The organism is Ferdinandcohnia sp. GQ5 (assembly GCF_059759275.1).
In genome coordinates, this window is record NZ_JCAXEW010000006.1 from 151,307 (window position 1) to 166,223 (window position 14,917).

General features: G+C 38.4%; 13 protein-coding genes. All 13 read left to right on the plus strand.

Features of this window, described 5'->3' with window-relative positions; translation table 11 throughout:
• The first annotated feature begins 6 nt into the window (after positions 1-6).
• The 13 genes from sdaAB to ffh all read left to right on the plus strand — a co-directional run bounded on the left by sdaAB (position 7) and on the right by ffh (position 14,886).
• Positions 7-669 carry an L-serine ammonia-lyase, iron-sulfur-dependent subunit beta gene (sdaAB, locus tag AC6CHV_RS09425; protein ID WP_341331925.1) on the plus strand — a complete coding sequence of 221 codons (663 nt, stop codon included), beginning with the start codon at positions 7-9 and terminating at the stop codon, positions 667-669.
• A gap of 46 nt (positions 670-715) precedes the next feature.
• Positions 716-1,603, plus strand: coding sequence for an L-serine ammonia-lyase, iron-sulfur-dependent, subunit alpha (gene sdaAA, locus AC6CHV_RS09430; protein WP_341331924.1), 888 nt, complete (start codon positions 716-718; stop codon positions 1,601-1,603).
• A complete protein-coding gene (gene recG, locus AC6CHV_RS09435) occupies positions 1,596-3,644 on the plus strand; it encodes an ATP-dependent DNA helicase RecG (protein ID WP_341331923.1) in 2,049 nt (682 codons plus the stop codon). The genes sdaAA and recG overlap by 8 nt, the downstream gene beginning before the upstream one ends.
• A 115-nt stretch (positions 3,645-3,759) precedes the next feature.
• Complete coding sequence (gene fapR, locus AC6CHV_RS09440) at positions 3,760-4,338, plus strand: transcription factor FapR (protein WP_498078769.1); 579 nt, start codon at positions 3,760-3,762, stop codon at positions 4,336-4,338.
• 65 nt (positions 4,339-4,403) lie between these two features.
• A complete protein-coding gene (gene plsX / locus AC6CHV_RS09445; RefSeq protein ID WP_498078770.1) occupies positions 4,404-5,405 on the plus strand; it encodes a phosphate acyltransferase PlsX in 1,002 nt (333 codons plus the stop codon).
• Between the two features lie 12 nt (positions 5,406-5,417).
• Complete coding sequence (fabD, locus tag AC6CHV_RS09450) at positions 5,418-6,362, plus strand: ACP S-malonyltransferase (protein ID WP_498078771.1); 945 nt, start codon at positions 5,418-5,420, stop codon at positions 6,360-6,362.
• Position 6,363: 1 nt separating this feature from the next.
• Positions 6,364-7,104 carry a 3-oxoacyl-[acyl-carrier-protein] reductase gene (gene fabG, locus AC6CHV_RS09455; RefSeq protein WP_341331919.1) on the plus strand — a complete coding sequence of 247 codons (741 nt, stop codon included), beginning with the start codon at positions 6,364-6,366 and terminating at the stop codon, positions 7,102-7,104.
• A gap of 201 nt (positions 7,105-7,305) precedes the next feature.
• Positions 7,306-7,539 (plus strand): acyl carrier protein, encoded by a 234-nt coding sequence (locus tag AC6CHV_RS09460; protein WP_099352471.1) that lies wholly within the window; start codon positions 7,306-7,308, stop codon positions 7,537-7,539.
• A gap of 60 nt (positions 7,540-7,599) precedes the next feature.
• Complete coding sequence (rnc, locus tag AC6CHV_RS09465) at positions 7,600-8,331, plus strand: ribonuclease III (protein ID WP_121446553.1); 732 nt, start codon at positions 7,600-7,602, stop codon at positions 8,329-8,331.
• A gap of 138 nt (positions 8,332-8,469) precedes the next feature.
• Positions 8,470-12,039: a chromosome segregation protein SMC gene (gene smc, locus AC6CHV_RS09470; RefSeq protein WP_498078772.1), complete on the plus strand. Its 3,570-nt coding sequence runs from the start codon at positions 8,470-8,472 to the stop codon at positions 12,037-12,039.
• Positions 12,040-12,056: 17 nt separating this feature from the next.
• Entirely contained in the window at positions 12,057-13,046 is a 990-nt protein-coding gene (gene ftsY, locus AC6CHV_RS09475; RefSeq protein WP_498078773.1) for a signal recognition particle-docking protein FtsY, read from the plus strand.
• A gap of 155 nt (positions 13,047-13,201) precedes the next feature.
• On the plus strand, positions 13,202-13,531 hold the full coding sequence (locus tag AC6CHV_RS09480) for a putative DNA-binding protein (RefSeq protein WP_440273920.1): 330 nt from the start codon (positions 13,202-13,204) through the stop codon (positions 13,529-13,531).
• Positions 13,532-13,545: 14 nt separating this feature from the next.
• Complete coding sequence (gene ffh / locus AC6CHV_RS09485) at positions 13,546-14,886, plus strand: signal recognition particle protein (RefSeq protein ID WP_121446556.1); 1,341 nt, start codon at positions 13,546-13,548, stop codon at positions 14,884-14,886.
• The last annotated feature ends 31 nt before the right edge of the window (positions 14,887-14,917 follow it).

Consider the following 14,917-nt stretch of genomic DNA (forward strand, 5'->3'; position numbering starts at 1 on the left):
GATAATATGAAATATAGAAGTGTTTTTGATATTATTGGTCCGGTTATGATTGGCCCATCAAGCTCACATACAGCTGGGGCAGCTCGTATTGGCAGGGTTGCAAGAAGCTTGTTTGGTCGTGAACCAAAATGGGCAAACATCTCCTTCTATGGATCATTTGCAGAAACATATAAAGGCCATGGAACGGATGTAGCAATTATTGGCGGTCTTCTTGATTTTGACACATTTGATGAAAGAATTAAAATTTCATTGGATATCGCCAAAGAAGCAGGCATTCAGATAAAGTTCATTGAAGAAGATGCTGTTCCTGAACATCCTAATACAGCCAGAGTATTGATTGGTGATGATGAAGGTGAACTAGAGCTTGTAGGTATTTCCATTGGTGGCGGTAAAATTGAGATTACTGAATTAAATGGGTTTAAATTGCGCTTATCAGGTAATCATCCGGCAATTCTTGTTGTTCACAATGACCGTTATGGTGCGATTGCAGGTGTTGCAAACGTGCTTGCAAAATATGCGATCAACATTGGGCATATGGAAGTGGCTCGAAAAGAAAAAGGGATGCAAGCGCTAATGACCATTGAGGTGGATCAAAATATCGAAGGACCAATATTAGATGAATTATCTACTTTACCTAATATTATTAAGGTAGCTAAAATTGTCGACTAAGTTCACTGTTAATTGGATACAAGTTTAATCGACAGGAGGATTTTTTATGTTTCGTAATGTTGCTGAGTTAGTAGAACTTGCTACTTCTAAAAATATGAAAATAGCAGAAGTGATGATTGAACAAGAGGTTGAAGTAACTGGTAAAACTCGTGAAGAAATCATCTCACAAATGGAACGAAATCTTGAAGTGATGGAAAAAGCTGTTGAAAGAGGATTGTCTGGAGTATCGTCACTTTCAGGTTTAACAGGCGGAGATGCTGTTCTTCTACAGGATTATATAAATAAAGGAAACTTTTTAACGGGTAAAACAGTCCTGGACGCTGTTAGCAAGGCTGTAGCGACTAATGAAGTTAATGCAGCAATGGGAACAATTTGCGCGACACCAACTGCAGGCTCTGCAGGTGTTGTACCAGGCACTTTATTTGCTGTGAAAGAAAAATTGAATCCAACAAAAGAGCAAATGGTTGAATTTTTATTTACCGCTGGCGCATTTGGATTTGTTGTTGCGAACAATGCATCTATTTCTGGTGCTGCTGGAGGCTGTCAAGCTGAGGTTGGATCTGCTGCTGGAATGGCTGCTGCTGCAATAGTTGAGATGGCAGGCGGTACTCCACAGCAATCTGCAGAAGCAATGGCGATTACTTTAAAGAATATGCTTGGACTAGTATGTGACCCTGTGGCAGGACTTGTCGAGGTACCATGTGTTAAGAGGAATGCGATGGGAGCAGCGAATGCTATGGTTGCTGCAGATATGGCATTAGCAGGAGTTACAAGTCGGATCCCATGTGATGAGGTAATCGATGCGATGTACAGAATAGGTCAGACAATGCCAACGGCACTAAAAGAAACAGCACAGGGAGGACTAGCGGCAACTCCAACTGGTCGTGCTCTTGAAGCAAAGATCTTTGGGATTTCGCTAAACAAAAGTGAATAGTCAACTTCAACAACCTGTCACTGAAATAAAAGGAATCGGCGAGGAGACAGGATTACAGCTTAACGAGATGCACATCTATTCCATTCTTGACCTACTATTGTACTTCCCATATCGATTTGAAGACTATAGTCTTAGAGACCTAGCAGAAGTTAAGCATGAGGAGAAAATAACGATTGAGGGAAAAGTTCATAGTGAACCACTATTAACCTATTACAATCGTAAGCGTTCGCGCTTAACTTTTAGGGTCTTAGTTGGTCGTTATCTTATTACAGCGACCTGCTTTAATCGGCCATATTATAAGAATAAAATATCATTAAATGATACTATTACGATTTCCGGAAAATGGGATCAACATCGTCAAACAATTACCGTTAGTGAGATAGTTTTTGGTCCAATGACGAATGACAATCGGATTGAACCGGTTTATTCAACAAAAGGAAAGATCACTGCTAAAGGAATAAAGCGGTTTATGGCACTTGCCCTTGGGCAGTTTGGTGATCAAATTGAGGACAATCTCCCGGAACAATTATTAACCACATACAAGCTTTTACCTAAGAAGGATGCTATTAAAATCATGCATCATCCATTAAGTCATCAAGATTTAAAACAGGCTAGAAGACGCTTTGTATATGAGGAGTTTCTACTTTTCCAACTAAAAATGCAGGCACTTAGGAAATTTGAACGGGAACAAACGATGGGTTCAGCAATGGACATTCAGATAGAAAAATTAGAAGGATTCATGAATGGACTGCCATTTCCTTTAACAAATGCCCAAAATCGGGTTGTCACTGAAATAATTAATGATCTCCGCTCCCCATATCGAATGAATCGCTTGCTACAAGGTGATGTTGGTTCAGGCAAGACGGTTGTTGCTGCTATTTCATTATATGCCACAATCCTTTCTGGATATCAGGGAGCATTAATGGTTCCAACAGAAATTTTAGCAGAACAGCATTCACATTCATTAATGGAGTTATTTTCCGAGTACGGGTTAAATATTCAACTGCTATCAAGCTCTGTTAAGGGTAAACGAAGAAGAGAAATCCTCGAGCAGCTTAAAGCGGGTGAAGTTCATATTTTAGTTGGTACTCATGCACTAATTCAAGATGAAGTTAATTTCCATAGGCTTGGCCTGGTAATTACAGATGAACAGCATCGCTTTGGTGTTGAACAACGCAGGGTATTGCGGGAAAAAGGAGAAAATCCTGATGTGCTCTTTATGACTGCAACACCAATTCCACGGACTCTTGCGATTACAGTTTTTGGAGAGATGGATGTCTCTGTAATCGATGAAATGCCAGCCGGAAGGAAAAAAATTGAAACATATTGGGTGAAGCATGAGTTACTAGAACGGATATTAGTGTTTATTGAAAAAGAGCTTGCTAAAGGTAGACAAGCCTATGTTATATGCCCTCTGATTGAGGAATCAGATAAACTAGATGTACAAAATGCAATTGATGTTCATTCAATGCTCTCATTTCATTTTCAAAATAAAGCAAAGGTCGGCTTAATGCATGGTCGTTTGTCCGCAGACGAAAAAGACGATGTAATGAGACAATTTAGTGAAAATGAAGTTCAAATCCTAGTTTCGACAACAGTAGTCGAAGTGGGTGTGAATGTTCCCAATGCGACATTGATGGTAATTTATGATGCTGAACGATTCGGACTATCACAACTTCACCAATTACGGGGACGTGTTGGACGGGGAAGTGAACAGTCTTATTGTATCCTTCTAGCTGATCCAAAATCTGAAGTGGGAAAAGAACGAATGCGGATCATGACGGAAACAAATGATGGATTTGTTTTATCAGAAAAAGATTTAGAACTTCGTGGCCCTGGTGACTTCTTTGGGAGAAAACAAAGTGGTGTTCCAGAATTTAAAGTCGCAGATATGGTTCACGATTATCGAACCTTAGAGGTCGCTAGAAATGATGCTACTAAACTCATAAATTCGCAGGTGTTTTGGAAAGATGAATCTTACAAACACCTTAGGAAAGATTTATTACAATCTGGTATTTTAGATGGCGAAAAACTTGACTAAACCCCATATCGTATAGGGCAGCTTGTGAGGAGGATTTCTTCTTGCAATCTGCTTTTTTTAATTATATACTAACTATTAGTACCTAGTCTTAAGAGTGCGGACGGTGTGTTTTTAAATGAGAAAGAGTAAAAAAGAACGGCAGCAACTATTACAGGAAACGATTAAAGTAAATCCGTTTATAACTGATGAAGACTTAGCTGAAAAGTTCATGGTAAGTGTTCAAACAATTAGATTGGACCGATTAGAACTATCAATTCCTGAACTGCGTGAGCGAATCAAGAATGTTGCTGAAAAAAAATTAGAAGATGAAGTTAAATCTTTACCAATTGATGAAGTAATTGGTGAAATCATTGATATTGAATTAGATGACAGTGCGATTTCAATCTTTGATGTAACACAGGAGCATGTTTTTAAACGTAACCATATAGCTCGTGGACATCATCTTTTTGCTCAAGCAAATTCACTAGCGGTTGCTGTCATTAATGATGAGCTTGCGCTTACGGCAAAAGCGAATATTCGTTTTACGAGACAAGTAAAACTAGATGAGCGTGTCGTCGCAAAAGCAAAAGTGAAAGGTTCTGAGGAAAAAGGGAGAACAATCGTAGATGTAAAAAGCTATGTTGGAAATGAATTGGTGTTTTCCGGTGAATTTTTAATGTATCGTTCTAATAAACAAGTAAAAATTGATTCATAATAGAGAACGAACTCAAGTTATGAGCATCTGACTACCTAAAAGCAAACAAAAGGATTGATACAAAGATGAAGCTTGCAATTGATGCAATGGGCGGGGATCATGCCCCAGAGGAAATTGTAAAGGGGACAATATCTGCATTAAAGCATTATAAAGACCTTGAAGTTACACTTATTGGCGATGAAGCAAAAATTCGCAAATACTTAACTGAAGATGAAAGAATCACAATTTTACATACAACAGAAGTAATAGAAGGTACAGATGAACCTGTGAGGGCTGTTAGAAGAAAAAAGAACGCATCGATGGTCTTAATGGCAAAAGAGGTTAGTGAGGGACGTGCAGATGCCTGTATTTCTGCAGGAAATACAGGGGCATTAATGACTGCTGGACTCTTTATCGTTGGCCGAATTGAGGGGATTGATCGACCAGCGTTAGCACCGACTTTACCAACTCTAGATAAAAAGGGATTTCTCATGCTTGATGTTGGTGCAAATGTTGATGCAAAGCCTGAGCATTTGCTTCAGTATGCGATAATGGGTTCAATCTACTCTGAAAAGGTTCGTGGAGTTACAAATCCTCGAGTAGGACTATTAAATGTCGGTACAGAAGATAAAAAAGGGAATGAATTAACGAAACATGCATTTGAAATGATGAAAGCAACAAATCTTAATTTCGTTGGAAACGTAGAGGCAAGAGACCTACTTGACGGGGTTGCAGATGTTGTTGTTACAGACGGATTTACAGGTAACGTAGCGTTAAAGACAATTGAAGGTACTGCTCTTTCCATGTTTAAAATGTTGAAAACAGCTTTTACAAGTAATCTAAAAAGTAAAATAGCTGCTGGTCTATTAATGCCAGAATTAAAGGGATTAAAAAAGACATTAGATTACTCAGAATACGGAGGGGCAGGATTATTTGGATTAAAAGCTCCTGTTATAAAAGCCCATGGTTCTTCAGATGCAAATGGTTTATTTAGTGCCATCCGTCAAACCTATGAAATGGTAGAGAAGGATGTAGCTGGAACAATACGTAAAACATTAGAGGATATTAATCCTACAGTAGACGAATAGGGGGAATAGAGAATGGGTAAGATTGCATTCGTTTTTCCAGGACAAGGTTCTCAGACCGTGGGAATGGGGAAGGAATTAGCAGATGCTTCAGAAACGGTTCAAGATATTTTTACTAGAGCTGACAAAGCGCTAGGTGAGGAATTGTCCTCGCTTATTTTTAATGGTCCACAGGAAAATTTAACACTGACAACTAATGCCCAACCATCACTATTAACGACGAGTATTGCAATTCTTGAAAAATTCAAGCAAGAAGATCTTACACCTGATTATGTAGCGGGACATAGTCTTGGTGAGTATACGGCGTTAGTAGCTGCTGGCGCACTGAGCTTTGAAGATGCTGTTCGTACAGTACGCAAACGTGGCGAATTTATGGAAGAAGCTGTACCTGCAGGTCAAGGCACAATGGCAGCGATTTTAGGGATGAGCAGTGAAGACTTACACGCTGTAACCGAAGAAATATCTGCTTTAGGTCTTCCAGTACAGCTAGCGAATATTAATTGTCCTGGCCAAATTGTTATTTCAGGATCTGCCGAAGGGGTACAGAAAGCATGTGAATTAGCAAAGGAAAAGGGAGCAAAACGAGCGATTCCGCTTGAGGTAAGTGGGCCGTTTCATTCTTCATTAATGCAGCCAGCCGCTGAAAAATTACGTTCCGTATTGGACCAAATTGAGATTATTGATGCATCTGTTCCAGTCGTGGCTAATGTTAATGCGGAAGAAATGACTTCAGCTGATCAAATAAAAGAAAATCTGGTAAAGCAATTATATTCACCTGTTTTATGGGAAAGTTCTGTTCAATATATGCTTGACCAAGGCGTAGATACTTTTATCGAAATTGGCCCTGGTAAAGTTCTTTCAGGTTTGGTTAAAAAAGTAAATCGCAGAGTAGCAACATATGCAATAAGTGATACAGAAACTCTCGAAGCAACGATTCGTGCATTGAAGGAGGGAAATTAAGATGTTAAATGGCAAAGTAGCATTGGTTACCGGTGCTTCACGTGGAATTGGCCGAACAATTGCAATTGAGTTAGCAAAAGCAGGTGCAAAAGTTGCGGTAAACTATTCTGGTAGTGAACAAAAAGCAAACGAAGTTGTTGATGAGATTAAAGCATTAGGTCAAGAAGCATTTGCAATCCAAGCGAATGTGTCAGATGCAGATTCGGTGACAAATATGGTTAAAGAAGTTATTTCTACTTTCGGCAGTCTTGATATTCTTGTTAATAACGCAGGAATTACTAGGGATAATTTGTTGATGAGAATGAAAGAGGAAGAATGGGACGATGTTATTAATATTAACCTAAAAGGTGTATTTCTTAGCACGAAAGCAGTTACAAGACAGATGATGAAGCAACGTTCTGGAAAAATTATAAATATAGCTTCAATCGTGGGTGTTAGTGGTAATCCAGGACAAGCTAACTATGTTGCTGCAAAGGCTGGGGTAATCGGATTAACGAAAACTGCAGCGAAGGAATTAGCGAGCAGAAATATTACAGTGAACGCTGTAGCGCCGGGATTTATTACGACTGATATGACAGATAAGCTTCCTGAAGACGTTAAGAATGAAATGTTAAAACTAATTCCGCTTAATAGATTTGGTGAAACAACCGATATCTCTGGAGTTGTTCTCTTCCTTGCATCAGATCATAGCAACTATATGACAGGTCAAACCTTGCATATTGACGGTGGAATGGTAATGTAAATAGAAAAGTACAAGGCCCACTGCTTGAGGGGATAAGGTTTAGACAAGCGCTGAACCGAAGTGTCTTTTACCTTCAGTAACGATTGGTTAGACCAGTGAGCTGATGGTGCCTGGAACTGGGCAATACGAAAAACTATTGTAAAGGCTCTTGCGCTTTTCTAGTAAAACAAAATATAATACCTTGAGGGGAGGTGAATGGAAATGGCAGATGTGTTTGAGAGAATTACAAAAATCGTTGTTGATCGCTTAGGTGTTGAGGAATCAGCAGTAACTTTAGAGGCTTCTTTTAAAGATGATCTTGGAGCGGATTCACTAGACGTGGTTGAACTTGTTATGGAACTTGAAGATGAGTTTGATATGGAAATTTCAGATGATGAGGCTGAAAAAATTGCTACAGTTGGTGACGCTGTAAATTACATAAAAAGCCAGCTATAATATTTCTTAGAATGTGAGTCCCGTTAATAAAACGGGGCTTTCTCCTTGGAGGTTCATAAGGTGAAGCGGATAAATAAAGACAAAGGCAATAAATTCGCTCTAAAATTTAAAGCTTTTCAGGAGCGACTTGGAATTCAGTTTCATGATGAAGGATTACTTATTCAAGCATTTACACATTCATCTTATGTGAATGAGCATCGAAAAAAGCCTCATGAAGACAATGAACGGCTTGAATTTTTAGGAGATGCTGTTTTAGAACTAACCATTTCCAAGTTCCTTTTTAAAAAGTTTCCAATCATGAGTGAAGGTGAGTTAACTAAGATGCGTGCGGCAATTGTTTGTGAGCCATCATTAGTAACCTTTGCAAATGAATTAAAATTTGGGGAACTCGTTTTACTAGGAAAAGGGGAAGAAATGACTGGTGGTAGAGAGCGACCTGCTTTACTTGCTGATGTATTTGAGGCATTTATTGGAGCGCTTTATCTTGATCATGGATTAGAGGTTGTCAATGAGTTTTTAGATAAAACAGTCATACCTAAAATTAATGCGGGTGCTTTTTCTCATGTGATGGATTTTAAGAGTCAGCTACAAGAGCTTGTCCAGCGGGATGGAACTGGAGTTATCGAATATAAGGTTCTCCAAGAAAAAGGGCCAGCCCATAGTCGTGAATTTGTTTCACGTGTTTCTTTAAATGGCGAGGAGCTTGGAATAGGCACAGGAAGATCGAAAAAGGAAGCTGAACAGCATGCGGCAGAAATTGCCTTAATAAAGCTGAAAAACAAACAAAAATAAGTAGCGCACCCCACGATATCGTGGGGTTATATTTTTGCCCATACATATATGGTGATAAAAAGTAATCCAATAAAATACTTGTTTATGATAAAATATGTAGGACTTTAAATTGTAAAATTGTAATTGAGGGGGAAGTTTATGTTCCTCAAACGTTTAGATATAGTAGGATTTAAATCGTTTGCTGAAAGAATTGCAGTAGATTTTGTACCTGGGGTTACGGCTGTCGTTGGGCCAAATGGTAGTGGTAAAAGTAACATCACTGATGGTATACGATGGGTTCTAGGAGAACAGTCAGCAAAATCATTGCGTGGGTCGAAAATGGAAGATATCATTTTCGCAGGAAGTGATAGTCGCAAAGCACTAAATGTGGCTGAAGTAACATTAACGTTGGATAACGAAGATCAATTTTTACCAATCGATTATCATGAAGTGAGTATAACTCGCCGTGTATACCGGTCTGGTGAAAGTGAGTTTTTAATAAATAAACAGGCATGTCGTTTAAAAGATATTGTTGATTTATTGATGGATTCTGGACTTGGCCGTGAAGCTTTTTCAATCATTAGTCAAGGGAAAGTAGAAGAAATTTTAAGCAGTAAAGCTGAGGAACGAAGAAGCATTTTTGAAGAAGCGGCTGGGGTGTTAAAATACAAAACTCGTAAAAAGAAGGCTGAATATAAGCTTGCTGAAACACAGGAAAATTTAAATCGTGTAAATGACATCATTCATGAGCTTGAATCTCAAATAGAGCCACTTCAAATCCAGTCATCGATTGCGAAGGATTATCTTGAAAAAAAGAAAGAACTAGAAACAATTGAAGTAGGCCTAACGGTTTATGAAATTGAAGAACTTCATGAAAAATGGGTGAAGCTATCAAAGCTTGTCGAAGAGCATAAAGAGCAAGAACTCACTTTAAACACAAAACTTCAAGGCAAGGAAGCTAAAATTGAAGAACTACGAAATGGAATTGAAGCGGCCGATTCATCGATTCACGAACTTCAACAACTCCTATTAAGGACGAGTGAAGAGCTTGAAAAATTAGAAGGACGCAAAGAAGTATTAAAAGAACGCAAAAAAAATGCATCGCAAAACAAAGGCCAACTTGAAAATTCAATCTTTGAACTTTCACAAAAGTTGGAGACCCTAAATGAAAATAAACAAACAGAGCAACATGAGCTTTCGAAACTAATTGAAGAAGTTAAAGTACTAGAACAGCAGTTAAAAGAAAAACAAACGTTACTTGCTTCGTATGACCAAAATATTGAAGAGAAAATTGAGAATTTGAAAAGTGATTATTTTGAGTTGCTAAATAAACAGGCTTCTTTTCGAAATGAAATTGGCTATATTAATGATCAGCTTTCACAGCAGGAAGCGAAAGTAGCTCGTTTAGATGAGTCAAATCAAAAATATCTAGTAGAGCGCAAAGAAATTCTCGATGAGAAAGTACGGCTACAAACAAAGCTCTCTGTAATTGAACAGGAGATTAATCACCAAATTGTTTCTTTTAGAGACTTACAAGCAAAGCTTGAGAATGGAAAGAAAAACTATCAGAAGCAAGAAAGCATGCTTTATCAGGCATATCAATATCTGCAACAAACGAAGTCGAGAAAAGAAATGCTTGAAGAAATGCAGGATGATTATTCTGGCTTCTTTCAAGGAGTTAAGGAAGTTTTAAAGGCTAGAAATGATCAACTCGAAGGAATTGAAGGTGCAATTGCAGAATTAATTCAAGTTCCTAAAGAGTATGAGACCGCTGTTGAAATCGCATTGGGTGCGGCAACACAGCATATTGTTGTGAATAATGAAAAAAATGCAAGATCTGCAATCCAGTATTTGAAGAAAAATTCGTATGGTCGAGCAACGTTTTTACCGATGAATGTCATAAAAGAACGTTCGATACCTGCAACCCAACTTGTCGCAATTAAAGGACATCAAGCATTTATTGGAGTAGCTTCTGAACTAATTTCCTACGAAGGAAGATTTCAATCTGTCATTTCAAACCTATTAGGAACAATTATTATTACAAATAATTTAAAAGGCGCGAATGAGTTAGCATCGCTTGTTGGACATAGGTATCGAATTGTCACGCTTGATGGTGATGTAGTAAATCCTGGTGGTTCGATGACTGGGGGAGCTGTCAAACAAAAGTCGAATTCGTTATTAAGTAGAGGCCGTGAGCTTGAGGCAATTGCTAAAAAATTATCGGAAATGGAAATTAAAACAACAGAACTCGAAAAAACGGTTAAAGATAAGAAAAAGCTAATTTCCGAGCAAGAAGAAATGCTTGAAGGACTTCGTCAAACAGGAGAAACATTACGCTTAAAAGAGCAAACCATTAAAGGTGAATATCGAGAAGTTACTTTGAAAGAGCAGAATGTGAATGAACATTTGGCATTGTATGATGATGAGAAGCAACAATATCAACTTGATAAAGAAAAGATGACTACTCGTCTAGAAGAGCTTAAGGATAAATTAGTTGCTCTTGATGAAGAGCTGTGCTCTTTAGACGAAACGATTGACCAATTGAATTCACAAAAGTCTGACCAACAAACTTCACGTGAAACAGTACAAACGGAAATAACTGAACAAAAGGTTATTTTAGCTAGAAAAAAACAAGCACTCGAACATCAACAAGAAAAGGTGAAACGATTAGAGGTAGAGTTTAATGACGGGCACACTAGGCTTACTGACTTGAAAGACGATTTAGCCCTTCTTGATAATGAAATGACCTCAAGTAATTCAGGTGAATTAGAGCTTGAAGAAGCAGCAAAGCAAAAATTAAATGATAAGAACGAAGCGATCCAAATGATTAGCAATAAGAGAGATCATCGCCTATCACTACAAATGACACTTGAAGATCTAGAGCGTGAGTTAAAGGAATCAAGACGTCAGTATAAGCAGCTCGTAGACATTCTACAAGATGAAGAGGTTAAGGTGAATCGCTTAGATGTAGAACTTGAGAATGGTTTAACACATCTTCGTGAGGAATATTTATTAACTTATGAGGCTGCTAAAGAACAATTTCCTCTTCAAATCGAAGTTTCTGAAGCAAGAAAGAAGGTAAAACTTATAAAGCTTGCTATTGAAGAGCTTGGTACTGTCAACCTTGGGGCAATCGATGAATATGAGAGGGTATCTGAACGTTTTACATTCTTAACAGAACAACAAAATGACCTTCAGGAAGCAAAGGATACGTTGTTCCAAGTGATTGATGAAATGGATGACGAAATGAAAAAGAGATTTGAAACTACTTTTACAAGTATTCGTTCCCATTTCGAAAAGGTTTTCCAGGCACTATTTGGTGGTGGACGAGCAGACCTTCGTCTAACTGATCCAAATGATCTATTGAATACAGGTGTAGAAATTGTTGCTCAGCCTCCAGGGAAAAAACTGCAGAACTTAGGGCTTTTATCTGGTGGGGAAAGAGCATTAACTGCAATTGCATTGCTATTTTCAATTCTTAAAGTACGACCTGTTCCATTCTGTGTACTAGATGAGGTAGAGGCTGCACTTGATGAAGCAAATGTATTCCGGTTTGCGCAATATTTAAAGAAATTTAGCAATGAAACACAATTTATTGTTATTACTCATCGTAAAGGTACAATGGAAGAAGCGGATGTGCTATATGGTGTAACCATGCAGGAATCCGGGGTTTCCAAACTTGTTTCAGTTCGACTTGAAGAATCGAAGGAATTTGTATCGCAAACGTAGAACGAAAGGGGATTTACATGAGTTTCTTTAAAAAATTTAAAGAAAAGATTTCAACTCAGGCTGACTCAGTAACCGAAAAATTTAAGGATGGTTTATCTAAAACTCGTAATACATTTTCAGAGCGAGTTAATGATTTAGTTGCTCGCTATCGAAAGGTTGATGAGGACTTTTTTGAAGAACTTGAAGAAATATTAATCGCTGCAGATGTTGGCGTATCTACCGTAATGGAACTTATTGATGAATTGAAGATGGAAGTCAAACGAAGAAACATACAAGACACAAAAGACGTCCAAAGTGTGATCTCGGAGAAACTTGTTGAGATATACCAAGGAAACGAGGAACAATCACCTAAGCTAAATATTCAGGAGGAAGGCCTTACTGTCATTTTAGTTGTGGGCGTTAATGGTGTGGGTAAAACCACATCTATTGGTAAAATTGCCAACCGCCTAAAAAATGAGGGTAAAAATGTCCTTTTAGCAGCGGGAGATACATTCCGTGCGGGTGCAATTCAGCAGCTTGAAGTTTGGGGAGACCGTGTTGGCGTAGATGTGATCAAACAATCAGAAGGTTCAGATCCAGCAGCAGTTATGTATGATGCTGTTCAAGCAGCAAAATCTCGAAATGTTGATGTGTTAATATGTGATACAGCGGGACGACTTCAAAATAAGGTCAACCTTATGAAAGAGCTTGAAAAAGTTAAACGCGTCATTGAACGTGAATTACCTGGTGCTCCGCATGAAGTCTTACTCGTTCTTGATGCGACAACAGGACAAAATGCATTAACTCAAGCTAAAACTTTCTCAGCAGCTACAGATGTAACGGGAATTGTTTTAACAAAATTAGATGGAACGGCTAAAGGTGGAATCGTCCTGGCAATCAGAAATGAACTAAACATTCCTGTAAAACTGATTGGACTTGGGGAAAAGGTAGACGACCTGCAGGAATTTGATGCTAAAAACTACGTGTACGGTCTATTTGCAGACTTAGTCGAGAAAGCAGAAGAATAAAGGAACAAAAAAAGAGCCTGATCACACAGGCTTTTTTTTGATAGGTGTTATGACACTTTGTATATGATAGTAAAGTAAATTAACTTGACAACCTATTGTGAAATAGGTAAACTATTGAATTGTAAAGGTATTTCACTTAACAAGGGGGAGATTCTATGCTTGAAAAAACAACGAGAATGAATTATCTCTATGATTTCTATCAATCGTTGTTAACGCCTAAGCAAAGAAACTATATGTCTTTATATTACCTAGATGACTTTTCCCTTGGTGAAATAGCAGAGGAATATGAAATTAGTCGTCAAGCTGTCTATGATAATATTAAGCGTACAGAGACAATGCTTGAAGAGTACGAGGAAAAACTGTTACTATTTCAGAAATTTCAAGAGCGAAGAAAACTGATTACCGAGCTAAAACGACTTTCACATCAATATGATGATAGCGAAGAACTTCAAAATGTGATACAGTTGCTTGAGAAATTAGAATAAGGGGCGGTGAAAAAATGGCATTTGAAGGATTAGCCGACCGACTGCAAGGTACACTGCAGAAAATTCGCGGTAAGGGAAAAGTATCAGAATCCGATGTAAAGGAAATGATGCGAGAAGTACGTCTAGCATTACTTGAGGCTGACGTTAACTTCAAAGTTGTAAAAGATTTTGTCAAGCGTGTCAGCGAACGAGCTGTCGGACAAGAGGTAATGAAAAGCTTAACTCCAGGACAACAAGTTATAAAAGTTGTTCAGCAGGAGCTTACAGACCTTATGGGTGGAGAGCAAAGCAAGATTGCGGTTGCCAAAAGACCGCCAACCGTTATTATGATGGTTGGTTTACAAGGGGCTGGTAAAACCACAACTACTGGAAAGCTTGCCAACCTATTACGTAAAAAGCACAATCGTAAACCACTTCTCGTTGCTGCTGATATTTATCGTCCAGCTGCAATAGATCAACTACAAACATTAGGTAAACAACTTAATATGCCGGTTTTTTCTCTTGGCGATCAGGTAAGTCCTGTTGAAATAGCAAAACAAGCAATCGAAAAAGCAAAAGAAGAACATCATGATTATGTGTTAATCGATACGGCGGGACGTTTGCACATTGATGAAGAACTGATGGACGAGCTTAAACAAGTCAAAGAAGTTACTCAGCCTGATGAGATTTTTCTTGTTGTTGACGCTATGACAGGTCAAGATGCAGTCAATGTCGCGCAAAGCTTTAATGATTTATTAGGTTTAACGGGTGTTGTTTTAACGAAGCTTGATGGGGATACCCGTGGTGGTGCAGCATTATCAGTTAAAGCTGTTACAAATACACCAATTAAATTTGTAGGTCTTGGTGAAAAATTAGATGCTCTAGAACCATTCCATCCTGAACGTATGGCCTCACGTATTTTAGGGATGGGGGATGTGCTTTCACTCATCGAAAAAGCGCAAGCTTCCGTTGATGAAGATAAAGCAAAAGAGCTAGAAAAGAAATTTAAGTCAATGTCCTTTACATTTGATGATTTCCTCGAACAGTTAGCACAGGTGCGTAAAATGGGTCCTCTTGATGAGGTTCTTGGTATGCTCCCAGGCGCTAACAAAATGAAGGGGCTGAAGAATGTTCAGGTTGATGATAAACAAATCGGTCATGTCGAGGCAATCATCCGTTCTATGACAAAGGCTGAGAGAGAACAACCTGAGATTATCAATTCAAGTCGTAAAAAGCGAATTGCAAAAGGTAGCGGTCGAACTGTTCAAGAGGTAAACCGTCTCTTAAAGCAATTTGAAGACATGAAGAAAATGATGAAGCAAATGACAAACATGACAAAAGGTAAGAAAAAAGGATTTAAATTTCCTTTTATGTAATACCTAGTTCTAGTTGTCCAGCTTCAGGCGC